Here is a 25353-nt window from a genome sequence, read left to right as displayed (position 1 = left end):
AGGTCGAGCGCTTCACGGATCTCCCGTTCGCTGCCTACTGCTACGGCGATCGGCGAACGGGTGTCGCCCTGCCCAGCGCCACCAGGTCGTCGATCAGGATTTTCGTACCGCCACCGGCAGGTTCAGTTCCGCGGCGATCTCGGCCACGGCTGCGGGTGTGCGGCACTGCTGGAGGATCGAGCGGTGCTCGGGTTGCAGGCCTCGCAGTCCGGCCCGGCCCGGTACCGGTTCGACGGTCCTCACGAGGGTGATCAGAGTGAGGTCGTCGCACGCGGGTGCCGTCCGGCCCTGGGTGATCGTGTAAGGCCTGACCGACAGTTCCTACCATCATCGGTTTCAACCGATGCGATCAACGCTCCGGCACGAACCAGGGCAGCGTGATCTCGTCCGTGAGGGGCCGGAAGTGGACGCGAACGCGCATGCCGATGCCGACGGCCTCCGGATCACCGGCGTCCACGTGGGAGAGCAGGGTGCCGCCGTCGTCCAGGTCGATCACGGCGAGCGCGAAGGGCGCATCGAAGCCGGGGCCGGGGGCGCGATGGACCACGGTCACCGAGTAGACGGTCCCCCGGCCCGCGCTGGGCGCGTAGTGCCAGTCCGGCGCCATGCACCCGGGGCAGGCCGGCTCGGGGACGAAGAAGCGCAGGTCACAGCTCGGGCAGTAGGGGACGACCAGGTCGCCGCGCCGGGCCGCGTCCCAGAACGGCTCGGACAGTTCGGTGGGGACGGGTACGGGTCGGCTCATCGCGCTCTCCCCAGCAGGCTCATCTCGTAGTGCTGTGCGCCGGATCCGGCGTTGCCGACGACCGCGAGTTCGGCGCCCTCCACCTGGTGCACGGCGGTGCCGCGCAACTGCCGTACGGCCTCGACGACTTTGAGCGTCATCTGCTGCGTCCCGTTCCAGGCGTACGACAGACAGCCCCCGTCGGGATTGACGGGATGCTTGCCGCCCACGGCGATGGCGCCGCTGGCCGCCAGCGGTCCGCCCTCGCCCTCGCCGCACAGGCCGAGTGCCTCCAACTGCCGGATGATCTCGAAGGAGTTGGGGTCGTAGAGGGAGAAGAGGTCCACGTCGTGCGGGCCGACGCCGGCCATGGCGTAGGCGCGGGTCGCGGCGTCCTTGCCGAGCTGACCGACTTCCCGGTACAGCGCCGGGTTGGCGTACGCGGCCTGGTGGTACTCCATGCCGCCGCCGAGGACGGCGACGGGCACCTGTGGCAGGTCGCGGGCCCGTTCGGCGGTGGTGACCACCAGTGCGGCGCCCCCCTCGCCGACGATGCAGCAGTCCAGCAGGTGGAAGGGCGTGGCCACCATCCGGGAGGCGAGGACGTCGTCGGCGGTGTACGGGCCGCGGCCGTACATCATCGCCTCCGGGTTGGTGGTGCCGTTGTTGCGGATGGTGGCGGCGACCTCGGCGAGCTGCCGGGAGGTCGTGCCGTACTCGTGCATGTGCCGTGCCGCCACCAGCGCGAACTGGGCGACGACATAGCTGCCCCACACGTCGGCGAACTCCAGGGGCACACCGGCTCCGACGGGACCGGCTCCGCGCGAGACCAGCTTGCAGCCGCCGACGACGACGGTGTCCGCGTATCCGGCGCTGATGGCGGCGGCCGCCTTCAGCAGGCCCCGTGAGCCGGCGTTGTCGAGCATCGAGTCGCTGGTCCAGCGCAGGTCCCGGCCGAGCATCCGCGCCCAGGAGCTGCCCTCGCCGGGTACGCCGCCGGGGCCGGGCCAGTCGACCTGGGCGCCGTCTACGTCGGCCGGGGTCAGTCCGGCGTCCGCGATCGCGCCGCGTACCGCTTCGAGGGCGAGGTCCATGGCGTCGCGGTCGGGCAGTGTCAGCGCCTGTTCCGTGGCGTGCACGCCGACGACGACGGGTTGGCGGGGGTTCACCGGGTCACCGCCCCGCGCCGAGCTGGTCGCCGCCGGGATAGCCGCCCCCGCCGAAGCGCTCGTCGAGGGCTTGGTAGTCCTTGGCGTAGTCCTTGGTGCGCGGCAGCGACTCCAAGAACTCGACCGTCTTCGGCTTCTTGTACGAGGCGATCCGCGCCCGGCAGTGCTCGATGACGTCCCCGGCGGTGAGCGGCTCGGCGCCCGGCTGGAGCACCACGACGGCCTTGACGTCCTGCGCCCAGCGCTCGTTGGGCACGCCGATCACGGCGGCCTCCTTCACCGCGGGGTGGGACTCGATGCAGTTCTCCACCTCGGCCGGGAAGATGTTCTCGGCGGCCGACTTGAGCATGCGGGTCGTCGTCCCGAGGAAGCTGATCGTGCCGTCGGGTTCGCGCCGGCCGAGGTCGGTGGTGTGCCACCAGCCGAAGCGGAAGCGTTCCTCGTTGATCTCGGGCCGGTTCCAGTAGCCGAGGTGCACGAGATCGCCGCGGACACAGATCTCGCCGGCCTCGCCGACCGCGCACTCGTTGCCGGTGCCGTCCAGGACGCGTACGGCGGTGAAGGGGCCGGGGCGGCCCGCGTTGCCGGTGCCGGTGCCGCCGTAGGCGCCGGTCACCGCGAAGCCGGTCACCTCGGTCTGCCCGTAACCGCGGCCCATGCCGCCGCCGTTGCGGGTGAAGCGGCTCTCATCGGTGGGGACGGTGCCCTGCCACAGCTGCGCGGCGACGCTCGCGCGCAGGTGGGACAGGTCGTGGCCGGCCTCGCTGTTCAGCGCGACGAGCTGCGCGATGGTCGGGGGCATCAGGTAGGCGTGGGTGCACCGCTCCGCCGCCAGCAGCGGGAGCAGTTCCTCGGCGACCACGCGGCGCACGACCACGTTCTTGCCGCCGTGGACGAAGGCCGGGACGCCCCAGAACTGGTAGTTGCCGATGTGGAACATGGGACCGGCGCCGAGGAAGGACGTCTCCGTGCCGATGTCCCCCATCCAGGCGGCGCTCGCGCCCATGGCGAGCAGGTTGCGGTGCGAGAGCATCGAGCCGGACTGCCGGCCGGAGATCGCCGCGGTGTAGATGACCAGGAGCGCCGCGTCGGGGTCGACCTCGGCGGCGGTGTCCTCGGGCGCTCCGGAGGCCAGGAAGGACTCGTAGGAGTCGGCGCCATCCGAGTCGTGGCGCAGCCACAACGCCCGGTGGTCGCTGCCGAGTTCGGCTCGCGCCTTGGCGACCGTGTCGCCGATCTCCTCGTCCTGCCAGACGACGACCTTGGGGTCGAAGTCCTCGACGGCGAAGGCCATCTCGGGGGCTGCCCAGCGCCAGTAACCGGGGCAGACCATGGCGCCGATCTTCGCGGCGGCGCCGAGCAGCTCCCAGATCCGGAAGGAGTTCTGGCCCAGCCACAGGATGCGGTCGCCGGAGCCGACGCCCGCGTCCGTGAGGGCGCCCGCGAGTCGGTTGGTGCGCTCGTCCAACTGGGGCCAGGTCAGCCGGACGTCGCCGTCGACGAGGGCGACCTTGTCGGGGAAGGACCTTCGGTGCTCACGGATGATGTCGCCGAACGTCAGGCGGCGGGCGGGATTCACTAGAATGCTCCCCATGGTCGGTCAGACGCGGCCGATGCCGACGCCCTTCACGTTGATGAACTCGTCCAGACCGGCCTTGCCGCCTTCCCGCCCGAACCCGCTCATGCCGACGCCGCCGAACGGTGTGGCGGGCGAAGTGATCGGATTCGGCCCGGGGTTGACGTAGACCGTTCCGGCCTTCAGGCGCGGCACCAGGCGGTGGACGCGCGCGATGTCACGGGACTGGATGTAGGCGGACAGGCCGTACTCGCTGTCGTTGGCCAGGGCGACGGCCTGCTCCTCGGTGTCGAACGGGGTGATGGCCAGGACCGGTCCGAAGACCTCCTGCTGCGCGAGGTCGCTGCGGTTGTCGACGTCCGCGAAGACGGTCGGGGAGACGAAGTAGCCGTCGGATGCGATGCGTTCGCCGCCGTACACGAGCCGGCCGGCACCGTCCTCGACCGCCTTGTCGACCATGCCCTGGACGCGGTCACGGGCTGCTTCGTTGATGAGGGGTCCGATGTACGTCGTAGGGTCGAGCGGGTCGCCGACCGGCAGATGAGCGATCACTCCGGTCACCCGGGCGATGACCTCGTCATAGATCTGGCGCTCCACAAGCAGACGGGTGGGCAGTGCGCAGCCTTGACCGGTGTTGCTCATGGCGAAGGCGGCGCAGTACGGGACGACGGTGTCCAGGTCGGTGTCGGCGAAGAGCAGGTTGGCGGACTTGCCGCCGAGCTCGAACACGACCGGCTTGAGGCTGAGGGCCGCGTCGGCCATGATGCGGCGCGCGGTGGCGGGGCCGCCGGTGAAGGAGATCTTGTCGACGCCGGGGTGGGTGACCAGGGCCGAGCCCGCGTCGCCGAGTCCGGTGACGACGTTGATGACGCCGTCGGGGATGCCCGCCTCGCGGGCCAGGTCGGCGAAGAGCAGCGCGGAGAACGGTGTGGACTCGGCCGGTTTGATGACCACGGTGTTGCCGGCGGCGAGCGACGGCGGGACCTTCATCGCGAGGGACAGCGCGGGAGAGTTCCAGGTGATGATGTGGCCGATGACGCCGTACGGCTCGGCGATGGTGTACTCGACGTTCTCGTGCGGACTGTAGGCCGCGCCGACCATGCCTTCGATCTTGTCGGCCCAGCCCGCGTAGTACTCGGTCCATTCGGCGACGTGCGGTCCGACGTTCTCCGCCCAGCCGCCGACGCACACGCCGTTCTCCAGCGGGCAGATCGCCGCGAAGTCGGGGATGTGGTCGCGCAGCAGCCCGGCGAAGCAGGTGAGCAGCCGGCGGCGCTCGGCGGGGCGCATGGTGCCCCACACCTCGAAGGCCTGGCGGGCGGCCGCCACTGCCTGGTCCACCTCGGTGGGCCCGGCGAGCGGGATGTACGCCTGGATGAGGCCGGTGGCCGGGTTGCGGTGCTCGTAGAGCCCGCCGCTGGTGTCGGTGACGTCCTTGCCGCCGATGACCAGACGCGGCCGCGGCAGGTCGTGCTCCGCTCTGTCCTGGTGCAGCTCCACATCGACCGTGACCACGGGGTACCTCCTAGAGACCGCGCAGCACTGCGCACATCAAGGCTAAATAGCTAACCTATTTATCCAAGGTAGTCAATAAATCCAGGACAGGCCGTGCCTACAGACCCAGCGACCGCCCGATGATCTCCAGCATGATCTCCGAGGTTCCGCCGAAGACCCGCTGCACCCGGCTGTCGCGCCAGATGCGCGCGATCTCGTACTCGTTGACGTAGCCGTAGCCGCCGAAGAGCTGCATGCAGCGGTCGATGACCTCCCAGCCGGTCTCGGAGGTCCAGTACTTGGCGGCGGCGGCCTCGTCGGCCGTCAGCTCGCCCTGGAACAGGGCCATGATGCAGCCGTCCACGTACACGCGGGCGGCGTTCAGCTTGGCCCTGATGTCGGCGAGGGCGAACCGGTTGGCCTGGAACTCGCCGATGGGCTGACCGAAGGCGGTGCGGGTCTTGGCGTAGTCCAGCGCCAGCACGTGGGCCCGCTCAGCGGCCGCCAGCGAGGAGACGGCGATGGCCAGCCGTTCGGTGGGGAGGTTGCCCATCATGTGGTAGAAACCGCGGCCCTCCTCTCCGATGAGGTTCTCCGCTGGGACGCGGACCTCATGGAAGAACAACTCGGCGGTGTCCTGGGCCTTCATGCCGACCTTGTCGAGCTTGCGTCCGCGCTCGAATCCCTCGGCTCCGCGCTCGACGACGATGAGGCTGATGCCCTTGTGGCCGGCCTCCGGATCGGTCTTGCAGGCGACGATCACCAGGTCGGCCAGGATGCCGTTGGTGATGAAGGTCTTGGAGCCGTCGATCACCCACTCGTCGCCGTCACGGCGTGCGGTGGTGCGGATGCCCTTGAGGTCGGACCCGGCGGACGGTTCCGACAGGGCGAGCGCGCAGATCGTCTCGCCGCTGATGACACCGGGCAGCCAGCGGGCCTTCTGCTCCGGGGTGGTGAGGTTCATCAGGTAGGGCGGGAGGACGTCGTTCTGCAGCCCGAGTCCGATGCCGACCGAGCTGGTGGCCGCCATCTCCTCCGCCATGATCGCGTTGTAGCGGAAGTCCCGGATGCCCTGGCCGCCGTACTCCTCGGGGAACTGCCAGCCGATGAGTCCGGCCTTGCCCGCCGCCGCCCAGGCGGCCCGGCTCACCTGGCCGTCGCGCTCCCACTGCTCGGCGTACGGGGCACATTCGCGCAGGTAGAAGGTGCGGGCGGTCTCGCGGAACAGCTCGTGTTCCTCGGTGAAGATCGTTCGGCGCATGCTCGACTCCACTCACACATCTCGCTTATTTAGCTGAAGTAGTTATACGATAGCGCTGTATCGGGACCTGGGCGAGGGAGGGCGCGTGAGCGTACGGGACAAGGTGGCACTCGTCACCGGAGCGGGACGCGGCATCGGCGAGGCGATCGCCGACCGCCTCGCCGCCCAGGGAGCTGCGGTCGCCGTCTGCGACCTGGACCCGGAGGCCGCCGCCAAGGCCGCGGGCCGGCTAGTCGAGCGGTACGGAGTGCGGGCGTCAGGGGTCGGCGCGGACATCTCCGACAGCGCGGCCGTGCACGCGGCCGTGGAGCGGGTGATTGGCGAGCTCGGACCGGTGGACGTCCTGGTCAACAACGCGGCCGTCGACGTCATCGGCCGCTTCGTCGACAGTGCCGAGGGCACCTGGAACCGCATCATCGACGTCAATCTGCGCGGCACGATCACGGTGACCCGGGCCGTACTGGACTCGATGATCGAAAGCGGTGGCGGCCGGATCGTGCACATCGCCTCGGACGCCGGCCGCGTCGGCTCCTCCGGCGAAGTGGTGTACTCCGCCACGAAGGGCGGGGTCATCGCCTTCGGCAAGGCGCTGGCCCGAGAGGTCGCCCGGCACGGCATCACCGTCAACAGCGTCTGCCCGGGTCCGACCGACACCGCGCTGCTCGGACAGGTCGCCGACTACAGCCAGAGGATGTACGACGCGACAGTGCGGGCCATCCCGCTGCGCCGCGTCGCCCAGCCCGACGAGATCGCGGGTGTGGTGGCCTTCCTCGCGTCCGACGACGCCGCCTACATGACCGGGCAGACACTCTCGGTCAGCGGCGGCCTGACGATGGTCTGAGGTGAACACCGTGCTGCGCACCGAACTCCGCGACCGAACAGCCGTGTTGACCCTCGACCGGCCGGGGCAGCTCAACGCCATCGGCTCCGAGACCGCGGACCAGCTGAAGCAGACCCTCGCCGACATCGGCGACAACGACGACGTACGCGCCTTGGTCATCACCGGTGCGGGCCGGGCCTTCTCGGCCGGCGCCGACCTCGGTGAGATCGAGTCGTTCACGGCACCCGGGCAGTTCCGTGCCTTCGTGGGGCGTCTGACCGAGGCGTTCGCGCTCCTGGAGGACTTCCCCAAGCCGTCGGTCGCGGCCGTTCACGGGTTCGCCTTCGGCGGCGGCCTGGAGCTTGCCCTCGCCTGCGACCTGCGGGTGGCCGAACGCGGCACTCGGCTGGGCCTGCCCGAGATGAAGCTCGGCGTGCTGCCGGGCGCGGGCGGCACCCAGCGGCTGCCCCGCCTCCTGCCGCCGGCGATCGCCAAGCAGCTGATCCTCACCGGCGAGCCGATCGACGCGGAGCGGGCCCACGCGCTCGGGCTCGTCAACGAACTCGCCGAGCCCGGCGGTGCGCTCAAGACCGCCGAAGCCCTGGCCGCGAAGCTGACCGCCGGAGCCCCGCTCGCGCTCGCGGCGGGCAAGCGGCTCATCGACTACGGGCTCGGCATGGACCTGGAGGCGGCGATCGCGTACGAGCGCGAAACCGTCTCGGTGCTGTTCAGCACCGAGGACCGGGCCGAGGGACTCAAGGCCTTCCGGGAACGCCGACCGGGCGACTTCCGCGGCGTGTAGCAGGCGTACAAGCGCCCGATGATCTGGAGGTGGGCCCGTGCGGCCACTGGAGGGCTATTCCGTGGTCGAGCTGGGCATGTGGGTGGCGGCACCGGCCGCGGCCACCATGCTCGCCGACTGGGGCGCGGACGTGGTGAAGGTGGAGGCGCCGACCGGCGACCCCAACCGGTACACGCTCAAGCACGTCGGGCAGGACATCGACAGCGCTCCACCGTTCGAGACCGACAACCGCGGCAAGCGCGGGATCGTCCTCGACCTGCGCTCGCAGGAGGGCAAGGACGTACTGGAGCGGCTACTGGAACGTGCCGACGTGTTCGTCACCAACCTGCGCCCGGGCGCCCTGGAGCGGCTGGGCCTGTCCCCGGACGAGCTGCGCACCCGCCATCCCCGCCTGGTCGTCGGCACCTTGACGGGCTACGGCTGGACGGGCGCCGAGCGCGACCGGGCCGGGTACGACGTCTCCGCGTTCTGGGCCCGGCCCGGCATCGCGGCCATGCTCAATCCCGCCGGAGAGCCGCCGCCCGGCATCCGGCCGGGCCTGGGGGACCGTACGGCCGCGGCCAACCTGGTCGCCGGAGTGCTGGCCGCGCTGCTGCGCCGCGAACGCACCGGCGAAGGCGGGGTGGTGGACGTCTCGCTGCTGCGGTCCGGCACCTACGCCAACGGCAACGACCTCGCGCTGCAGAACTACTTCGGCAAGCGCGGCCGGACCCGCCACCGCACCGAGCACGAGTCACCGCTCTACAACTCCTACCGGGCCGCCGACGACCGCTGGTTCTGGCTGGTCGGCCTGGAGGGCAACCGACACTGGCCCGGTGTCGTCAAGGCCCTCGGCCGCGAGGACCTCCTCACGGACGAGCGGTTCGCGACCGCCAAGGCCCGGCGCGGCCACGTACGCGAACTGATCGCCGTGTTCGACGAGGAGTTCGCGCAGCGGCCGCTCGAGGAGTGGGCCGAGCGCTTCGACGCCGAGGGCGTGTGGTGGGCGCCCGTGCAGACCCTGGCGGAGGTGGCGGCCGATCCGCAGGCGGACGCGGTCGGGGCGTTCGTCGAACAGCCCGGTATGGGTGACGCGCCGCCGTTGCGGACGGTGGCGACTCCCGTCGCCTTCTGGGGCGTCGACGAGAAGCCGCGCGGCGGCGCACCGACGCTCGGCGAGCACACCGACGAAGTGCTCCGCGAACTCAACTGAACTCTTACATCTGGAGGTACGGCGTGGGCATCCTCGACGACAAGGTCGCCATCGTCACCGGCGGGGGCAGAGGGCTCGGCCGGGCGCACTGTCTGGCGCTCGCCGAGGCCGGCGCGACCGTGGTGGTGAACGACCTCGGCTCGGGCCTACACGGCGAGCAGACCGGCGACTCCCCCGCCGACGAGGTCGTCGCCGAGATCACCAAGCTCGGCGGCCGGGCGATCGCCAACCACTCCTCGGTGACCGACTGGGCGGCGACCGGGACGATGGTCGCGGACACCGTCGCGGAGTTCGGCCGCCTCGACATCGTCGTGAACAACGCGGGCATCGTGCGCGACCGCATGCTGTTCTCGATGACCGAGGCCGAGTTCGACACCGTCATCGCGGTGCATCTGAAGGGCACCTTCGCGCTCACCCGGCACGCGTGCGCGTACTGGCGCGAGGCGTCGAAGCGGGGTGAGCGGGTCGCCGGCCGCGTGATCAACACGACCTCCGGGACCGGCCTGTTCGGCAACCAGGGGCAGTCCAACTACGGGGCGGCGAAGGCCGGGATAGCCGGGCTCACGGTCCTCACCGCCCTGGAGATGCGCCGCTACGGGGTCACCGCGAACGCCATCTCGCCGATCGCGGCCACGCGGATGACGGACGGGCTGGCCGTCGGCGAGTCCCTCCAGGCCACCGAGGGCTTCGACCCGCGCGATCCCGCCAACGCCTCCGGGGTCGTCGTCTACCTGGCCTCCGACAGCGCGGCCTGGCTGACCGGCCAGGTCCTGCGCATCGAGGGGAACCGGCTGAACCGGCTGCAGGGCTGGACGGTCGCCGCCGTCCACCCGAGCAAGTCGGGGCAGGCTCTCACCTACGACGAACTCGTCGACGCGGTACCGCAGTTGTACGGCTCCGTGCCCGCGGGCCGGGCCACGGGTGTCGGCCAGTGAAGGGCCACGACACCGCCGCGCTCGTGCTGCGCGCGACCCTCGGCCCGATGCTCTTCGCGCACGGCTGGAACAAGGTCGCCGGACCGGGCGGGCTCAAGGGCACCACGGGCTGGTTCGAGGCGCTGGGTCTCAAGCCGGCCGAGGTGCACGCCCGCATGGCGGCCGGCACCGAGATGGCCGCGGGCGTCGGTATCGCGCTCGGCGCCGCCAACCCCCTCCCTGCGGCGGCAGCCGTCGGCCTGATGACCGTGGCCGCTCGCACGGACCACCGCGGCAAGGGCTTCTTCGTCTTCAAGGGCGGCTGGGAGTACGCCGGTGTCGTGGGCGGCGCGGCCGTCGCGCTGGCCGCGCTGGGCAACGGGCGGTACTCGCTCGACGGTCTGCTGCGACGCCCACACGGGGGCAGCCGACACGCGTTGCTGGCGGCCTCGATCGGCACGGCGAGCGCGGCGGCACTGCTGGCGCTGTGCTACCGGCCCGAGAAGAAACCCGACGAGACAGATCAATGAGACCGATGAGGGCAACAAGGGAGAGTCGACATGGACGCGGCTGACTTCAGCGCGGTGCTGTCCGAGGTCCGGCGTTTCGTCCGGGACCGTGTCGTGCCGCTCGAGGCGGAGATCGACGAGAAGGACGAGATGCCCGCGGACATCCGCGAGGCGGCCAAGAAGATGGGTCTGTTCGGCTTCGCGCTGCCCGAGGAGTACGGCGGACTGGGTCTGTCGATGTTCGAGGAGGCCCAGCTGATGTTCGAGCTGGGCTACACGACCCCGTCGCTGCGTTCGATGTTCGGCACGAACAACGGCATCGCGGGCCATGTCCTCATGGTCGGCGGCACGGAGGAACAGAAGGCGCACTGGCTTCCGAGGATCGCCTCGGGGGACGTTCTGGCCTCGTTCGCGCTCACCGAGCCCGAGGCGGGCTCCGATCCCTCGACGCTCACCACGAGGGCACATCTCGACGGCGACGAGTGGGTGATCAACGGCGCCAAGCGCTACATCACCAACGCCCCGCTCGCCGACGTCTTCATGGTGTTCGCCCGCACCGACCCGGATGCCCCGCGCACCCGCGGCATCTCCACCTTCCTGGTGCCGGCCGGTACCCCGGGCCTCACCGTGGCGCCCAAGGACCACAAGATGGGCCAGTTCGGTGCCTGGACCGCGGACGTGTTCTTCGACGACGTCCGGGTCCCCGTATCCGCCCTCGTCGGCGGGGACGCCGGCCTCAACCGGGGCTTCGCCACGGCGATGGGCTGCATCGCCCACGGGCGGGTGCACATCTCCGCGCTGATGGTCGGCATGGCCGAGCGCCTGGTCGACGAGTCGGTCGGCTACGCGAGCACCCGCAAGCAGTCCGGGAAGCTCATCGGCTCCTTCCAGCTCGTCCAGGGCCTGATCGCCGACTCGCAGACGGACTACTACGCCGGCCGCGCCACCGTCCTGGAGGCCGCCCGCGCCTTCGACGCCGGCACGGACACCAAGATCGGCCCGTCCTGCACGAAGTACTTCGCCAGCGAGATGGTGTGGCGGGTCGCGGACCGCGCCGTGCAGATCCACGGCGGCGCGGGCTATATGCGCGGAGTCGCCGTCGAGCGCTTCTACCGCGACGCCCGGCTGTTCCGCATCTACGAGGGCACCAGCCAGATCCAGCAGGTCATCATCGCGAAGGCGCTGCTGGGCGAGGCGGCGCGCGGCTGAGCGGCACATAGGTGAAGGCCCCGGATCCCCCGGGGCCTTCACCTATGTCGCGTCTGTCAGATTCCGAGCCGGTCCAGCAGCCGCTCGTGGTACACCGCCGGGCCGCCGAAGAGCAGTTGTGAGGACTTGGCCCGTCGGAAGTACAGGTGGGCCGGGTGTTCCCAGGTGAAGCCGATGCCACCGTGGACCTGGATGTTCTCCATGGCGGCGACCATGTACGCCCGTGAGCAGCAGGCGTGGGCCACGGCCGCGGCGACCGGGAAGTCCGGGGAGTCCTCGTCGGCGAGCCGGGCCGCCTCGCGGGAGGCCGCTTCGGCCAGTTCCACCTGAACGAGCATGTCGGCGCACTTGTGCTTGACCGCCTGGAAGGAGCCGATCGGCCGGCCGAACTGATGGCGGACGCGGGCGTAGTCCGCGCTGGTCTCCAGGCACCGGCGCGCCCCGCCCGCCTGCTCGGCGGCCAGCCCGACCGAGGCGATGTCCAGGACCCTGGCCATGGTGCGTCCGCCCGCCCCCTGCGTCCCGACGAGTGTCGCCGGCACGGCGTCCAGGGTCAGCCGGGCCATGGCCCGGGTGGCGTCCAGTGCCTCCATCGGTTCCGCCGCGAGTCCCGCGGCGTCCCGCTCCACGGCGAACAGGGTGGGTCCGGCGACGGTACGCGCGACGACGAGGATCAGGTCGGCCGTCGTACCGTCGATGACGAAGCACTTGCGGCCGTGTACCGTCCAGCCGCCGTCGCCGTCCGGCACGGCACGCGCGGAGACCATGGCGGGGTCCCAGGAGCCGTGGTCCTCGGCGACGGCCAGGGTGGCCGTGGTCCGTCCCGTCGCGATGCCGGGGAGCAGGCGGGCACAGGCCTCCTCGTCCCCCGAGGCCAGCAGTGCCTGGGCGCTCAGGAGGACGGTGGCGAAGAAGGGGGCGCAGAACAGCGCGCGGCCCATCTCCTCCAGGACGACGCCGAGTTCGACGAGGCCGAAGCCGTCGCCGCCGTACTCCTCCGGGATCGCCAGGCCCGGCAGGCGCAGTTGGTCGGCCGCCTGGGACCACACCGCAGGGTCGAAGCGCGGCTCGCTCTCCATGAGCTTGCGCACCGCTTCCTCGGGCGACTTGGCCTCCAGGAACTCTCGTACGGACGCCCGCAGTTCCCGCAGTTCGCTCTCGTCGGCGGTCACGACCGCACCTCCTTGGCAGCGGTGGTCACCGGTTCCTTGGGCAGGCCGAGGACGCGTTCCGCGAGGATGTTCTTCATGATCTCCTCGGTGCCGCCGAGGATCCGCAACGCCGGGGTGGCCAGGAGCAGTTCGGTCCAGGCGTACGTGCCCCACTGGCCGGTGTCGGCGATGATCCGGGGGCCGAGCACGTCGGACACGAAGTGCGCCGCTCGGGTCAGGTTCTGGCCGTACATCAGCTTCGAGACGGACATCTCGGGGCCGGGCACGACTCCGCCGCGAAGCTTGCGCAGGGCGCGGGCGTTGAGGTGTTCGGTGGCCAGAGCGTCGACGAGGAGTTCGGCGAGGCGGGCACGCAGGGCGCGGTCGTCCCAGGTCCAGGTGGCCCGCATGAGCGCCGAGAGGTGGTCCGGGGACAGGGCGGCGGCCACCGGGCCGGCGCCCTCGCTGCCGACCGTCGCGCGCTCGTTCATCAGTGTGGTCAGGGCGACGGTCCAGCCGCCGTCGACCTCGCCGAGCCGGTGGTCGTCGGGGATGCGTACGTCGGTGAGGAAGACCTCGTTGAAGTCCGCGCCGCCGGTCATCTGCCGCAGCGGCCGGACCTCGACTCCGGGGGCGTCCATGGGGACCAGGAAGGCCGTGATGCCACGGTGCTTGGGCGCGTCGGGGTTGGTACGTGTCAGGGCGAGGCCGATCTGGCTGTGCTGGGCGACCGACGTCCACACCTTCTGCCCGTTCAGCACCCAGTCGTCGCCCTCGCGAACCGCCCGGGTGGCCACGCTCGCCAGATCGGATCCGGCGCCGGGTTCGCTGAACAGTTGGCAGGCGATGGCGTCCCCGCGGTACATCGCCGGCAGCCAGCGGTCCTTGATGTGGGGCTGGGCGTGGGCCAGGATCGTCGGCCCGATCATGCCCAGGCCGATCACGCTGAGCACCCCGGTGTCGGCGACGTCGTACTCCGACTCGATGGCGTCGTAGAGCAGGTCGTGGACGGGCGTCAGGCCCCGGCCGCCGTACTCCACCGGTCCGGTGATCCAGCCGAAGCCGTTCTCGTGGCGGATCCGCTGCCACTCCCGGGCGCGTTGCACGAACTCCCGCTCCTCCTCGGGCGGGAGGCTGCTGAAGTACGCCATCGAGTCGTCGCCCTCGCCCCAGGTGACGGCGGTGCGGTCGGGGGCCTTCGCCACGTGCTCGTCGAGGAAACGGCGCGCCTCGGCGGCGAAGTCCCGCATGTCGTCGGATTCCATCGCGTTCGCTCCGCTGTCAGGTCGAGAGGATCGTCACCGCCGACGCGCCGGGCGCGCCGTACAGGTGGGTGTAGCCGACGCGCGGTGTGCCGGGGATCTGGCGCGTGCCCGCCGTACCGCGCAGCTGGAGGACGATCTCGTGGATCTGGCGCAGTCCGGACGCGCCGATCGGTTCCCCGTTGCCGAGCAGTCCGCCGTCGGTGTTGACCGGGAGCCGCCCGCCGATCTCGGTGGCGCCCTCGGCGATGAGGCGTTCCTGCTCCCCGTCCTTGCAGAGGCCGTTCTCCGCCATGTGGATGATCTCCGACCCGGCGTCGGTGTCCTGGAGCTGGGCGACGTCGACGTCCTCGGGGCCGATGCCCGCGCGTTCGTACGCGTCCCGGGAGGCGTCCACGCTCGGGCTGTCCACGGGCTCCCCGACCGGGAACGACGGGCTCTGCACCTCGAACGCGCCGAGTCTGCGGCTGCGCAGGGCGGTGGCGCGGACCCGTACGGGTGTGGACGTGTACTTGTGGGCCTGGTCGGCCCGGCACATCACGATCGCCGCGGCGCCTTCGTTCGGGCCGCAGTACATGAACTGGCGCAGCGGGTAGTTGAGGACCGGGGAGGCGAGGACCTCCTCGGGCGTGAGGGGCGTGCGGCGCCAGGCCTTCTCGTTGCCGGCCGCGTTGCGGAAGTTCTTCGAGGCCACGCGGGCGAGCGTCTCGTGGGAGATGCCGTGCTCGTGCATATAGCGGTTGATCTTCATGCCGAAGAAGTGGGTGGTGAGGAAGAGCCCGGTCTGCCCGTACCAGGAGGGGATGCCGGCCACGGACGGGTCGGCGGCGAACGCTCCGCGTGGGTGCTTGTCCAGGCCGATGGCGATGGTCAGGTCGTGCTCGCCGGTCTCGATCGCGCGGGCGGCCAGCGCCACCGCCGTACCGGCCGTCGCGCAGCCGTTGAAGACTCCGCGCAGGGGTACGCCGGTCAGGCCGAGCCGGCCGACGATCGCGTCCGGGTTGGCGACCTCGTAGCTGCCGATGTAACCGCCCTGGATCTGAGGCCAGTTCACGCCCGCGTCGGCGAGTGCCAGCCGTACCGCGTCCGCGCCCATGTCCAGCGCGGGCTTGCCGGGGAAGCGGCCGAAGGGGTGCAGGCCCACCCCGATGATGACGGCCTCGGTCATGACGCCTCCTCGTTGCCGGTGGACTCTTCGATCCGGGTGGACTCTTCGACCGGGGCGAACGCGAAGGTGACGACCTCGGTGCCGTCGTCCTGGAGGGTGTAGGGCACGAGCGTCAGGCGCATGTCCTGCCCGATCCTCAGCTTCTCCGGGTCGGCTTCGGTCAGTCGCGCCTCGACCAGCAGTTCGCCGGGGAGCTCGATGTATCCGACGGAGTACGGCTCGAAGCTCTCGGGGCCGTCGTACGGCGGGGACGGGGGGCGGAAGTCCTGCGTCGTGTACGTCCACAGCGTGCCGCGGTCCGCCAGGAGCCGTTCCCTCGACTCGTCGCTCGCGCACCGGACGCAGGTCGCGGCGGCCGGGAAGCTCACCAGGCCGCACACCCTGCACTCGGAACCGATCAGCCGGAGGGGCGCAGCGGCGGGCGGCCAGGTGAACAGGCCCTCGGCGACCGGGCGTTGTGTCGTCGTCATCTCAGGCCCCGTTCCGGTTGCCCAGGGCGTCGGCGTTCGGAGCGGCCTTGGCCACCAGGTTCGGGACGACGGAGGACAGCTCCTCCGGCGTCCAGCGGGTGTCGGCGGTCGCGGCCGGGCCGTTGACCCAGCCCTCCAGGACCGTGATCCGGTTGCCGACGACGCCGAAGACCCGGCCGGTGACCTCGCGGGAGGCCGCCGAGCCCAGCCACACCACCAGCGGTGAGATGGCCTCGGGGGTCAGGTCCTGGCTTTCGGCGGCCTGCTTCATCATCTCGATGTCGTCGGTCAGCCGGGTCAGCGCGGTGGGCGCGATGGCGTTCACCGTCACGCCGTAGCGGGCGAGTTCGGCGGCGGCGATGAGGGTGAGGCTGGCGATGCCGGCCTTCGCGGAGCCGTAGTTGGACTGGCCGGGGTTCCCGAAGATGCCGGACGGGGAGGTCGTGTTGATCACCCGGGCGTCGTTGTCCTGACCGGACTTGGCGCGCTCGCGCCAGTACGCCGCCGCGTGGTGCAGGGTGGCGAAGCTGCCCTTGAGGTGGACGGCGATCACACTGTCCCAGTCCCGCTCGGTCATCGACACGATCATCCGGTCGCGCAGGATTCCGGCGTTGTTGACCAGTACGTCGAGACCGCCGTAGGTGTCGACGGCCTGCCGGACGAGCCGGCCGGCGCCCTCCCAGGTGGAGATGTCGTCCGTGTTGGCCACCGCCTCGCCACCGGCCGTGACGATCTCGTCGACCACGCTCTCGGCGGGACCGGCGGAAGCGCCCGCGCCGTCCCGCCCGCCGCCCAGGTCGTTGACGACGACCTTCGCCCCGTGCGCGGCGAACGCCAGGGCGTGCGCCCGGCCGATCCCGTTGCCGGCGCCGGTGACGACCGCGATCCGGCCTTCGACCACTCCTTCAGACATGCTCAATTCCTCCATCGGAAAGGTCAGTTGGCCTCGGCGAGCAGGATTCGCGGATTGTCGCTGCCGCAGCCGCAACGGCCGGTGACGACGCGTCCGGTGATGCCGAGAGGTGTCTCGGGCAGGGGCGAGGTGCCCCCCTCCCCCGCGGCCACGGTCAGCTGTCCGTCCCGCTCGCCGAACCGCCATGCGGCGGCGTTGACATGTGCGCCATTGCGCTCGGGGCACTCCAGTGCGAGAGCCGGACCCACCGCCGAGATCACGGAGGCGGTCACCCCGACTCCGCGCAGAACGGGTACGGCGGTGGGCCGGGCCAGCACGACGGGCGTGGACCGGAACATCTCGCCGATGTCGGCCGTGCCGGCGAGTCCTTCCAGCGTCTGGGCCGACAGGCCGATCACGGCGTGCGGGGTCAGTTCGCGGTGGAAGACGGCGGTGCGGCGGTGGTCCCAGCCCATCGCCTCGGCGATGCCGTACGGCACCTTCAGCGTGCGCAGGGCGCCGATCACCGCATGCCCCCAGAAGCCCTCGAAGCCGGAGGCGGTCAGCAGGGCCCGCTGTCCGGCGGCGAGGCCGTGCTCCCGCAGCCGCGCGGTGGCCCACTCGGTGTCGCGGGCCAGTTCCGCCCAGGTCAGCTCCAGGTCCCGGACGCCGTCGGCGGTGGGGAAGCGCAGGAGGTAGGCGAGTTCGGGGCGGTCGAGCGTCCTGGCACGGGCCAGGGTGTCGGCGCGGGCCATCAGCTCTTCACCACCCGGGGGAACTTGGCGACACTGGTCATGGTCTTCAACAGGTCCTCCTCGGTGCGCATGTCGAGCACCGGCTTGACTCCGGTCCGCTCGCGCACGGCCTCGCTCAGGCGTCCCGCCAGCGCGTCGACGTCGCCGGTGAGATGGGGGTCGTAGCCGACGCGCAGCCGCAGTTCGTCGACCTCGCGCCGGTCCCGGACGATCTGGAAGACGCCCGCGACCGTCTCCGGCTGGTCCTCGACCGCCTGCCAGACGTCCCGCAGGACGACGGAGCGTCCCCGGACCACCGTCTCGTCGCCGCGCCGCCCGGCCACCCACATACGGGCGTGGGTGCGGCCGCAGCCGCAGGTGTCGCGGGAGAGGCGGACGAGGTCCTCGCTGCGGTAACGGATCAGCGGCGCGGCCCGGTTGTCCAGGTCGGTGGCGACCAGTTCACCGAGGTCGCTCTCGGGGACGTCGCGCCAGCCGCGCTCGTCGACCTCGACGCACTCCGCGAAGACGGTGTCCTCCCACAGGTGGAAGCCGTCGTGCTCGCGGCACTCCCAGGCGGTACCGGTGTCGGCGGCGCTGGTGTACTCGTAGACGTCGATGCCCCAGTCGTCGCGGATCCGCTCACGCATCTTCCGGCTGAGGGGCTGGCCGGCGCAGGAGGCGCCCTTGAGGGAGGAGAAGGCCTCCCTCAGGTCGGTCTTCTCGGCCAGGTGTTCCAGCTCCACCATCTGCGGATACATCATCTGCAGGTACGCGGGGCGATAGGTGCGCAGGGCCTCGACGACCTCGGGCATGTTGCCCATCCAGGTGTCGACCTCGATGACCACCGCGCCCAGCGCCTGGAAGCCGGCGTCCATGAAGTTGCGGAAGGTGCCGGGCGGGCTCAGGACCCGGTCGCCGGGTCTCAGGCCCAGCTCCCACAGGTCCCGTACCTGTGCGGTCACCAGGGGCGGGGCGTCCTGCCAGATCTCGGCGAAGAACTCCGGGTCGCCGGTGGTTCCGGAACTGGAGGAGACCGAGGTCAGCTCCTCGACCGGGACGCAGAGCAGGCCGGCGAAGGGATCGCCGGTGCGACTCCGGTAGGCGCGGATCATGTCCTTGGTGATGAACGGGACGCGTGCCCGGAAGTCCTCCAGGGAGCGTATGTCCCGCGGGTGGGTGCCGTGTTCATCCCACAGCTCGCGATAGAAGGCCGAGTGGGCGTAGGCGTACTCCACGAGTTCCAGGAGCTGTTTCTCCTGCCGTGCGCGCAGTTCCTCGCGCGGCATGGTCTCCACCTGGGGCTCGAAGTACCTGTCAGCGGTGTCCCTGTCACCGACCATGGCGCCTCCTCGCGGCTCAGTGCCCAGATCTTCCAGCTATCAGCGCAATCAGTCAACCAATTCGACGGATTGAACGCGAGACTCGCGCTCCCGTCGGCCTATATAGTTAACTATTAGAACTCATTGAACCACAGGAGGGCCCCGTGAAGATCGTTGTCTGCGTGAAGCATGTCCCCGACGCCACGGCGGACCGCACCTTCACCGAGGACGGCACCACCGACCGGGCGTCGGTCGACTCGCTGCTGTCCGAACTCGACGAATACGCCGTCGAGCAGGCGTTGCGCCTGGCCGAGTCGGACGCCGACGTCGAGATCAGCCATCTCACCGTCGGACCCGACGACGCGCGCGACGCCCTGCGCAAGGCCCTCGCCATGGGCGGTGACGCGGCGATCCACGTCAGTGACGAGGACATCGAGGGCAGCGACGCGTTCGGTACGTCACTGGTGCTGGCCAAGGCGATCGAGTGGCACGGCTTCGATCTCGTGCTGTGCGGGATGGCCTCGACGGACGGAACCATGGGCGTGCTGCCCGCGCTGCTGGCCGAACGGCTCGGCGTCCCGGCCGTCACCCACCTCGAGGACCTGGCGATCGAGGACGGAACCGTCACCGGCCGCCGCGAGAGCGAAGGCGCCACCGTCCGGATACGGGGCGCCTTGCCCGCCGTCGTCTCGGTGACCGACCGTTCCGGGGACGCCCGATACCCCTCCTTCAAGGGGATCATGGCCGCGAAGAAGAAGCCGGTGGAGACCCTCGGCCTCGCCGACCTCGGCATCGAGGCCGCACAGGTCGGCGTGGCCGGGGCACGGTCGGCCGTGGACACCGCGACCCGGCGCCCGCCGCGCACCAAGGGCGAGATCGTCGCCGACGAGGGGACGGGCGGCGTCGGACTGGCCGCGTTCCTCACGGCCAAGAAGTTCATCTGACCGCGCCCCGCCCTGACCTGCCTGCCCCGCCCCGACATACCTGAAGGAGTTGCATCACCGTGGCAGAGATCCTCGTCCTCGTCGACCACGTCGACGGTGCCGTACGCAAGCCGACCCTCGAACTGCTCACCCTGGCCCGCCGCCTGGGCGAACCCTCGGCCGTCCTCCTGGGGCCGGGCGCGGACAGCGCGACCGAGGTGCTCGGCCGGTACGGCGCCCAGAAGATCCACGTCGTGGACGCCCCCGAGATCGACGAGTACCTCGTCACCCCGGCCGTGGACGCCCTCACACAGCTCGCCGAGCGCACCGGCCCGGCCGCGATCCTGCTGACGTCCGGGCCGGACGGCAAGGAGATCGCCGCGAGGGTCGCCCTGCGGCTCGGCTCCGGACTCATCACCGACGCCGTCGATGTCACCGCGGGACCCGACGGACCGGTCACCGAGCAGTCGGCGTTCGCCGCGACGCACCAGGTCACCGCGCACGTCACCCAGGGCGTGCCGGTGATCACGGTCAAGCCGAACGCCGCCGCCCCCGAGGCCGCCCCCGCCGAGCCCGTCGTCGAGAAGCAGGACGTCACCTTCGGCCCGGCCTCGCACGCCGTCCGGGTCCTGTCCCGCACACCGCGGGAGCGGGGCGACCGGCCCGAGCTGACCGAGGCCGACATCGTCGTCTCCGGCGGTCGCGGGGTGAACGGCGCCGAGAACTTCGCGCTCATCGAACGGGTCGCCGACACGCTCGGCGCGGCCGTCGGGGCGTCCCGAGCCGCCGTGGACGCCGGCTGGTATCCGCACAGCCACCAGGTCGGCCAGACAGGCACCCAGGTCTCCCCGCAGCTCTACCTCGCCGCCGGCATCTCCGGCGCGATCCAGCACCGGGCGGGCATGCAGACGTCCAAGACCATCGTCGCCGTCAACAAGGACGCCGACGCACCGATCTTCGAGCTCGCCGACCACGGGGTGGTCGGGGACCTCTTCGCGGTGCTGCCGCAGCTGGTGGACGAGATCGAGCGGCGCCGGAGCTGATCTTTCACGGCCGGCCTTCCCTTCAGCCACCCATACAACTAAAATCGCTAACTGATTGCATCCATTGAGCTTGCAACCGTGACCCGAAGGAGCGTCATGACGAAGATCTGGGTCAACTCGGGGGACTCCCACGTGATGGAGCCCGCCGACGTGTGGACCGAGCGGCTGTCCGCGCGGCTGGGCGCGCGGGCGCCGCGCAGTGAGCGCGGCGAGAAGTACGAGATGCTCTACATCGACGGCGAGCGCATCGACCGCCAGCTCGGCGACTTCATGGACGCGATGCGCCCGCCGGGCGCCTGGGACCTGAAGGTCCGGCTCAAGGACCTCGACCAGGAGGGCGTGTGGGGCCAACTGGCCTTCCCCTCCATGGGGTTCTGGCTCGTGTCGATAACCGACCGGGAGCTCGCCCGGGAGACGGTACGGGCCTGGAACGACTGGGCCCACGAGGAGATCCTCCGCAAGAACAAGCGCGTCATCACCACGGCCTGCGTCTCGACGGCCGACATCGACGACGCGGTCGCCGAGGTCGAACGGGTGGCGGAACTGGGCTTCCAGGCGGTCTTCCTGCCCTGTTCGACACGACCGGGCGAGGAATACGCCCTGGACCGCTGGGAGCCGTTGTGGAGCGCGGTCGAACGGGCGGGGCTGGTGCTCGGCTTCCACATCGGCACCGGCGCGCAGAACGTCGTCTTCCGCGGACCCGGCGGCGCGGTCGTCAACTACATGGAGACGACCTATCCGGGCATGCGCGTCGTGTCCCACATGGTCGCCGGCGGCGCCCTGGACCGCCACCCCGACCTGAGGATCCTCATCGCGGAGGGCGGGGCGGGATGGGTGCCGGCCATCGGCGACCGCATGGACGAGGCCTACCGCCAGCACGGCATGTTCGTCCGGCCCAAGCTGAGCCGGCTGCCCAGCGAGATCATCAGGCAGCAGGTGTACGCCTCCTTCCAGCACGACAAGAGCTCGGTGGAGATCGTCGAGTCGACCGGCTACCGCAACGTGATGTGGGGCGACGACTACCCCCACCTGGAAGGCACCTACGGCCACACCCAGTCCACGCTCCACGACCTGTTCGACGGCGTGCCGGACGACATCCGCGAACGCGTCACGCGCGGCACCTTCAACGAGCTCTTCCGGCTGCCGGAGCAGACTCCCCAGGAGGCGGCCGTCTGAGCGGCGCCGACGGCTCGAGGCTTCCGGACGAATCAACGTGACCACTCCCCCGTACTCCTCGGACTCCCCGCACCCTTCGGACTCCCCGCGCCCCTCGGGCCCCGCGCATCCCTCGTATCCCGAGGACCTGGAACGGCCCGGACTCGTCAGGACCGGGCGGTCGACCTTCGTCCGGCCGATCCGGCCCCAGGACGCCGACCGCCTGGTCGCCTTCGTCGGCACGCTGTCCCGGGCCACCCTGGCCTACCGCTCCCTCGGCCCCGTGGTCCGCGCCCGCGACGACGTCATCCGGCGTGGTGCCCACGTGGACTACCTCAACGAGCTGGCGCTCGTCGCCCTGGCCGGGGACGAGATCGCCGGCCTGGTGCGCTACGTCCGCGACCCGGAGGAACCGGAACACGCCGAGGTCACGTTCACCATCCGGGACGACCACCAGAGCGAGGGGTTCGGCAGGCTGCTCCTGGAGCACATCGCCGCCGCCGCGCGGGCACGAGGCATCCGCGTGCTGGAGGCCGACGTCCTCGCCGACAACGCCCGGATGATCAACGTCTTCCTCGGCTCCGGCTACCGGACGGAAGCCGGTCCGCCCGGCCAGATCATCCACTTCGAGATCGCCGTCGATCCGCAGGCCCAGGCCGTGGCGCGGGCCGAGCGCCGCGAGCAAACGGCCGTACGGCGCTCGCTCAGGCCCCTGCTCGAACCTCGCTCGGTCGCCGTGATCGGCGCCAACCGCGCCCCGCTGACGATCGGCCACGAGATCGTCGCCAACCTGCTGCGGGGCGGCTTCGCCGGCAGCGTGTTCCCCGTCAACCCGCGGGCCGAGCAGATCGCCGGGGCGCGGGCGTACGCAAGCGTCCGGGACCTGCCCGAGCCGCCGGACCTGGCGCTGGTGGCCGTCCGGGCCGAGGCCGTGCCCGCTGTCGTACGGGAGTGCGCGGAGGCCGGGGTCAAGGCGGTGGTCGTCGTCTCGACGGGCTTCGGAGAGACCGGAGTCGAAGGACGGGCCGGCGAGCTGGAGCTGGCGCGTTTCGCCCGGGCCTCCGGAATGCGGCTGGTGGGCCCCAACTGCATGGGCGTGGTCAACACGACCCCCGGGGCGCGACTGGCCGCGACCTTCTCGCCCGCCCTGCCGACGCCCGGCCGGGTGGCGATGTCCAGTCAGTCCGGGCCGCTCGGTCTCGCGGTGCTCGACTACGCCCGGCGGCTGCGACTCGGCTTCTCGGGCTTCGTGTCGGTGGGCCACGCCGTCGACGTCTCCACCGACGAACTGCTCCAGTGGTGGGAGGAGGATCCGGGGACCTCGGTGATCCTGCTGCACGTCGAGACCTTCGGCGACCCGCGCCGGTTCGCCCGCGTCGCCCGCCGGATCGCACCGCGCAAACCCATCGTCGCGGTCCATCCGGGCCACGCGGACTCTGCGGTGAGCTCGCTGTTCGCGCAGTCCGGTGTGATCCGCACCCGCAGCCTCCAGGAGCTGTTCGACGTCGCCCTGCTGCTGGCCCACCAGCCTCCCCCGCCCGGCAACCGGGTCGCCGTGATCACCAACGCGGGCGGCCCGGCGGCTCTGACGGTCGGCGCGTGCGCGGCGAGCGGTCTGTGCGTGCCCGCGCTCGGTGACCGCACCCGGCAGACGCTCCGTCCGGTCCTCGCGCCCCACGCCGACGTCTCCAACCCGATCGACCTGACGCCCACGGCCACCGCCGCCCATTACCGGCAGGCCCTGGAAGCCGCCCTGGCGGACGACGGCATCGACGCGGCCGTCGTCCTGTTCATGCCGCCGCTGGCGGACAAGCCCGACGAGGTGGCCTCGGCGATCCTCGACGCGGCCGCGGCCCGGCCCGACAAACCCGTGCTGGCCAGCTTCCTGGGCGGCGCGGGGGTCGCCGACCTTCTGCACCGGGGCGATCTGGTGGTACCCACGTACACCTTCCCCGAGGCCGCCGCCACCTCGCTCGGGCACGCCGCGGCCTACCAGACCTGGCGAAGCACCCCCGCGGGCGTCGTACCCGACCTGGCGGAAATCGACACCGCGCGCGCCCGGTCGCTGATCACCTCCTGTGCCCCCGGCCCGGTCCCCGCAGCGGTCGCCGCCGACCTGCTCGCCTCGTACGGGATCGCCGTGCGCGGGGGTGTACCGGGCCCCGGATCGGAAGCCGCACCGGACGCGTTCCTCACCGTCCGCGCCGACCCGGTCTTCGGCCCGGTGGTCGCCTTCGGCCTCACCGGTGACTACGCCGACCTCATGGCGGACGTCGCCCACCGCGTCACCCCCCTCAGCGACCGCGACGCCCGCGAGATGGTCCGATCGCTGCGGGCCGCCCCGCTGCTGGACGGCCGGGCCGGGGGTCCGGGGGTGGACCTCGCGGCCTTGGAAGAGACCGTCCTGCGCATCTCGGCGATGGTCGAGGACCACCCCGAGATCGAGGCGCTGGAACTGCGCCCGGTACGGCTCCTGCCGCCCGGGGACGGAGTGGTCGTCGCGCAGGCGACGATCCGACTGGCCGACAGCACAGCAGCAGGAGGTTCCTCATGAAGGTGGGCGTCTACTTCGACCTGCGCAACCCGCCACCGTGGCAGAGTAGTTGGTCGCGGGTCTACGGCTTCGCCCTGGAGATGTGCGAGGAGGCGGACCGCCTCGGCCTCGACTCGGTCTGGTTCTCGGAACACCACGGCTTCGAGGACGGCTACCTCCCCCAGCCACTCACCATGGCCGCCGCGGCCGCCGCCCGAACCCGCCGGGTCCGCCTGGGCACCGCGGTCATCCCCGCACCGCTGCACGCGGCCCCCGAGATCGCCGAACAGGCCGCCCTCGTGGACATCATCAGCGACGGCCGCCTGGACCTCGGGCTCGGCACCGGCTACCGGGTACCCGAGTACCGGCTGTACGGCGCCGACATCGCCAAGCGCTACACCACGACCGATCAGCGGGTACGGGAGATCCGCGGCCTGTGGGCCGAATCCCTGGTCACCCCGGGCCCGGTCCAGAATCCGCTGCCGATCTGGCTCGGCTACCAGGGCCCGCAGGGCGCCCGCCGGGCCGGCCGGCTCGGCACGGGGCTGCTGTCGCTCAACCCTGCCCTGCTGGCGCCGTACCGGGAAGGGCTCGCCGAAAGCGGGTACGACACGGCGGCGGGCCGCATGCAGGGCTCGTTCACCACGTTCGTCACCGAGGACCCCGACGGCGACTGGCCGGTGGTGCGCAAACACCTGGCGTACCAGTGGGACAGCTACCGCCGGTACATGGTGGAGGGCACCGACCAGCCGCTCCCCCGCCCCATCGACCCCGAGAAGTGGCGGGAGACGGGACTGAGCGCGACCGGTGTCGGTCAGTTCCTCTACGGCACTCCGCAGGAGGTCGCCGATGCCATCAAGGCCTACGTGGCAGGGTTGCCGGTGGAGGGTGTGTTCCTGTGGGCCTCGCTGGCCGGGATGCCCGAGGACATGGTGGGCCGGCAGGTTCAGCTCATCGCCGGGAAGCTGCGCCCGCTGCTTGCCGATGTCTGACACTCCGACGCCTGACAATCCGATGCCTGCCACTTCGA

24 protein-coding genes are annotated in these 25353 nt (G+C 71.1%); 11 read left to right on the top strand and 13 right to left on the bottom strand.

What is annotated here, in order from left to right; genetic code table 11:
- Window positions 1-93: 93 nt before the first annotated feature.
- The 6 genes from ACIBVL_RS33280 to ACIBVL_RS33255 all read right to left on the bottom strand — a co-directional run bounded on the left by ACIBVL_RS33280 (window position 94) and on the right by ACIBVL_RS33255 (window position 6224).
- On the bottom strand, window positions 94-252 hold the full coding sequence (locus ACIBVL_RS33280) for a DUF742 domain-containing protein (protein WP_399103334.1): 159 nt from the start codon (window positions 250-252) through the stop codon (window positions 94-96).
- A 97-nt stretch (window positions 253-349) separates the two neighbouring features.
- A complete protein-coding gene (locus tag ACIBVL_RS33275; protein ID WP_399103081.1) occupies window positions 350-745 on the bottom strand; it encodes a Zn-ribbon domain-containing OB-fold protein in 396 nt (131 codons plus the stop codon).
- Window positions 742-1893, bottom strand: coding sequence for a thiolase family protein (locus tag ACIBVL_RS33270; RefSeq protein ID WP_399103079.1), 1152 nt, complete (start codon window positions 1891-1893; stop codon window positions 742-744). Before ACIBVL_RS33270 ends, ACIBVL_RS33275 begins: the two co-directional genes overlap by 4 nt.
- Before the next feature lie 4 nt (window positions 1894-1897).
- Window positions 1898-3472 carry an AMP-binding protein gene (locus ACIBVL_RS33265; RefSeq protein WP_399103076.1) on the bottom strand — a complete coding sequence of 525 codons (1575 nt, stop codon included), beginning with the start codon at window positions 3470-3472 and terminating at the stop codon, window positions 1898-1900.
- 21 nt (window positions 3473-3493) lie between these two features.
- Window positions 3494-4984, bottom strand: coding sequence for an aldehyde dehydrogenase family protein (locus tag ACIBVL_RS33260; protein ID WP_399103074.1), 1491 nt, complete (start codon window positions 4982-4984; stop codon window positions 3494-3496).
- Between the two features lie 97 nt (window positions 4985-5081).
- The gene (locus tag ACIBVL_RS33255) at window positions 5082-6224 is read right to left on the bottom strand and encodes an acyl-CoA dehydrogenase family protein (protein ID WP_399103071.1); all 1143 of its coding nucleotides are present in this window, start codon (window positions 6222-6224) and stop codon (window positions 5082-5084) included.
- Window positions 6225-6309: 85 nt separating this feature from the next.
- On the opposite strand from ACIBVL_RS33255, the gene ACIBVL_RS33250 reads away from it, so the two are divergent.
- Genes ACIBVL_RS33250 through ACIBVL_RS33225 form a run of 6 tightly spaced genes read left to right on the top strand, consistent with a single transcriptional unit; the run spans window position 6310 to window position 11670 of the window.
- Entirely contained in the window at window positions 6310-7065 is a 756-nt protein-coding gene (locus tag ACIBVL_RS33250) for an SDR family NAD(P)-dependent oxidoreductase (RefSeq protein ID WP_399103068.1), read from the top strand.
- 1 nt (window position 7066) lies between these two features.
- A complete protein-coding gene (locus tag ACIBVL_RS33245; protein WP_399103066.1) occupies window positions 7067-7846 on the top strand; it encodes an enoyl-CoA hydratase/isomerase family protein in 780 nt (259 codons plus the stop codon).
- A gap of 37 nt (window positions 7847-7883) precedes the next feature.
- Window positions 7884-9038, top strand: coding sequence for a CaiB/BaiF CoA transferase family protein (locus ACIBVL_RS33240; protein WP_399103063.1), 1155 nt, complete (start codon window positions 7884-7886; stop codon window positions 9036-9038).
- Between the two features lie 23 nt (window positions 9039-9061).
- Entirely contained in the window at window positions 9062-9973 is a 912-nt protein-coding gene (locus ACIBVL_RS33235; protein WP_399103061.1) for an SDR family NAD(P)-dependent oxidoreductase, read from the top strand.
- Window positions 9970-10482 carry a DoxX family protein gene (locus ACIBVL_RS33230; protein WP_399103059.1) on the top strand — a complete coding sequence of 171 codons (513 nt, stop codon included), beginning with the start codon at window positions 9970-9972 and terminating at the stop codon, window positions 10480-10482. The genes ACIBVL_RS33235 and ACIBVL_RS33230 overlap by 4 nt, the downstream gene beginning before the upstream one ends.
- A gap of 30 nt (window positions 10483-10512) precedes the next feature.
- A complete protein-coding gene (locus ACIBVL_RS33225; RefSeq protein WP_399103056.1) occupies window positions 10513-11670 on the top strand; it encodes an acyl-CoA dehydrogenase family protein in 1158 nt (385 codons plus the stop codon).
- A gap of 56 nt (window positions 11671-11726) precedes the next feature.
- Here ACIBVL_RS33225 and ACIBVL_RS33220 read toward each other — a convergent pair whose 3' ends face one another.
- The 7 genes from ACIBVL_RS33220 to ACIBVL_RS33190 are packed head-to-tail and all read right to left on the bottom strand — an operon-like array spanning window position 11727 to window position 18690.
- Entirely contained in the window at window positions 11727-12842 is a 1116-nt protein-coding gene (locus ACIBVL_RS33220; protein WP_399103054.1) for an acyl-CoA dehydrogenase family protein, read from the bottom strand.
- Window positions 12839-14086 carry an acyl-CoA dehydrogenase family protein gene (locus ACIBVL_RS33215; RefSeq protein ID WP_399103052.1) on the bottom strand — a complete coding sequence of 416 codons (1248 nt, stop codon included), beginning with the start codon at window positions 14084-14086 and terminating at the stop codon, window positions 12839-12841. The genes ACIBVL_RS33220 and ACIBVL_RS33215 overlap by 4 nt, the downstream gene beginning before the upstream one ends.
- 16 nt (window positions 14087-14102) lie before the next feature.
- Entirely contained in the window at window positions 14103-15251 is a 1149-nt protein-coding gene (locus ACIBVL_RS33210; protein WP_399103049.1) for a thiolase family protein, read from the bottom strand.
- Window positions 15248-15721, bottom strand: coding sequence for a Zn-ribbon domain-containing OB-fold protein (locus tag ACIBVL_RS33205; protein ID WP_399103047.1), 474 nt, complete (start codon window positions 15719-15721; stop codon window positions 15248-15250). The genes ACIBVL_RS33210 and ACIBVL_RS33205 overlap by 4 nt, the downstream gene beginning before the upstream one ends.
- Window position 15722: 1 nt before the next feature.
- Window positions 15723-16634 carry an SDR family oxidoreductase gene (locus ACIBVL_RS33200; RefSeq protein WP_399103045.1) on the bottom strand — a complete coding sequence of 304 codons (912 nt, stop codon included), beginning with the start codon at window positions 16632-16634 and terminating at the stop codon, window positions 15723-15725.
- A 23-nt stretch (window positions 16635-16657) separates the two neighbouring features.
- On the bottom strand, window positions 16658-17368 hold the full coding sequence (locus ACIBVL_RS33195; protein WP_399103043.1) for a hypothetical protein: 711 nt from the start codon (window positions 17366-17368) through the stop codon (window positions 16658-16660).
- The gene (locus ACIBVL_RS33190; protein WP_399103041.1) at window positions 17368-18690 is read right to left on the bottom strand and encodes a phenylacetate--CoA ligase family protein; all 1323 of its coding nucleotides are present in this window, start codon (window positions 18688-18690) and stop codon (window positions 17368-17370) included. The genes ACIBVL_RS33195 and ACIBVL_RS33190 overlap by 1 nt, the downstream gene beginning before the upstream one ends.
- 161 nt (window positions 18691-18851) lie before the next feature.
- Here ACIBVL_RS33190 and ACIBVL_RS33185 point away from each other — a divergent pair, with 161 nt between their 5' ends.
- The 5 genes from ACIBVL_RS33185 to ACIBVL_RS33165 all read left to right on the top strand — a co-directional run bounded on the left by ACIBVL_RS33185 (window position 18852) and on the right by ACIBVL_RS33165 (window position 25315).
- A complete protein-coding gene (locus ACIBVL_RS33185) occupies window positions 18852-19613 on the top strand; it encodes an electron transfer flavoprotein subunit beta/FixA family protein (RefSeq protein WP_399103332.1) in 762 nt (253 codons plus the stop codon).
- Window positions 19614-19672: 59 nt separating this feature from the next.
- Complete coding sequence (locus ACIBVL_RS33180) at window positions 19673-20635, top strand: electron transfer flavoprotein subunit alpha/FixB family protein (protein ID WP_399103039.1); 963 nt, start codon at window positions 19673-19675, stop codon at window positions 20633-20635.
- Window positions 20636-20731: 96 nt separating this feature from the next.
- Complete coding sequence (locus ACIBVL_RS33175; RefSeq protein WP_399103037.1) at window positions 20732-21811, top strand: amidohydrolase family protein; 1080 nt, start codon at window positions 20732-20734, stop codon at window positions 21809-21811.
- Window positions 21812-21848: 37 nt separating this feature from the next.
- Window positions 21849-24344, top strand: coding sequence for a GNAT family N-acetyltransferase (locus ACIBVL_RS33170; RefSeq protein ID WP_399103034.1), 2496 nt, complete (start codon window positions 21849-21851; stop codon window positions 24342-24344).
- On the top strand, window positions 24341-25315 hold the full coding sequence (locus ACIBVL_RS33165) for an LLM class flavin-dependent oxidoreductase (protein ID WP_399103031.1): 975 nt from the start codon (window positions 24341-24343) through the stop codon (window positions 25313-25315). The genes ACIBVL_RS33170 and ACIBVL_RS33165 overlap by 4 nt, the downstream gene beginning before the upstream one ends.
- Window positions 25316-25353 lie beyond the last annotated feature (38 nt).

The organism is Streptomyces sp. NPDC049687, from assembly GCF_044465285.1.
GTDB lineage: Bacteria > Actinomycetota > Actinomycetes > Streptomycetales > Streptomycetaceae > Streptomyces.
This window is presented reverse-complemented; position numbering and strand designations above follow the sequence as displayed.

What these genes read in the sequence shown, in the direction of transcription:
- ACIBVL_RS33275 (WP_399103081.1), bottom strand. Translation starts at nt 745, where the DNA reads ATGAGCCGACCCGTACCCGTCCCCACCGAACTGTCCGAGCCGTTCTGG.
- ACIBVL_RS33190 (WP_399103041.1), bottom strand. Translation starts at nt 18,690, where the DNA reads ATGGTCGGTGACAGGGACACCGCTGACAGGTACTTCGAGCCCCAGGTG.
- ACIBVL_RS33200 (WP_399103045.1), bottom strand. Translation starts at nt 16,634, where the DNA reads ATGTCTGAAGGAGTGGTCGAAGGCCGGATCGCGGTCGTCACCGGCGCC.
- ACIBVL_RS33210 (WP_399103049.1), bottom strand. Translation starts at nt 15,251, where the DNA reads ATGACCGAGGCCGTCATCATCGGGGTGGGCCTGCACCCCTTCGGCCGC.
- ACIBVL_RS33175 (WP_399103037.1), top strand. Translation starts at nt 20,732, where the DNA reads ATGACGAAGATCTGGGTCAACTCGGGGGACTCCCACGTGATGGAGCCC.
- ACIBVL_RS33225 (WP_399103056.1), top strand. Translation starts at nt 10,513, where the DNA reads ATGGACGCGGCTGACTTCAGCGCGGTGCTGTCCGAGGTCCGGCGTTTC.
- ACIBVL_RS33215 (WP_399103052.1), bottom strand. Translation starts at nt 14,086, where the DNA reads ATGGAATCCGACGACATGCGGGACTTCGCCGCCGAGGCGCGCCGTTTC.
- ACIBVL_RS33255 (WP_399103071.1), bottom strand. Translation starts at nt 6,224, where the DNA reads ATGCGCCGAACGATCTTCACCGAGGAACACGAGCTGTTCCGCGAGACC.
- ACIBVL_RS33165 (WP_399103031.1), top strand. Translation starts at nt 24,341, where the DNA reads ATGAAGGTGGGCGTCTACTTCGACCTGCGCAACCCGCCACCGTGGCAG.
- ACIBVL_RS33205 (WP_399103047.1), bottom strand. Translation starts at nt 15,721, where the DNA reads ATGACGACGACACAACGCCCGGTCGCCGAGGGCCTGTTCACCTGGCCG.
- ACIBVL_RS33195 (WP_399103043.1), bottom strand. Translation starts at nt 17,368, where the DNA reads ATGGCCCGCGCCGACACCCTGGCCCGTGCCAGGACGCTCGACCGCCCC.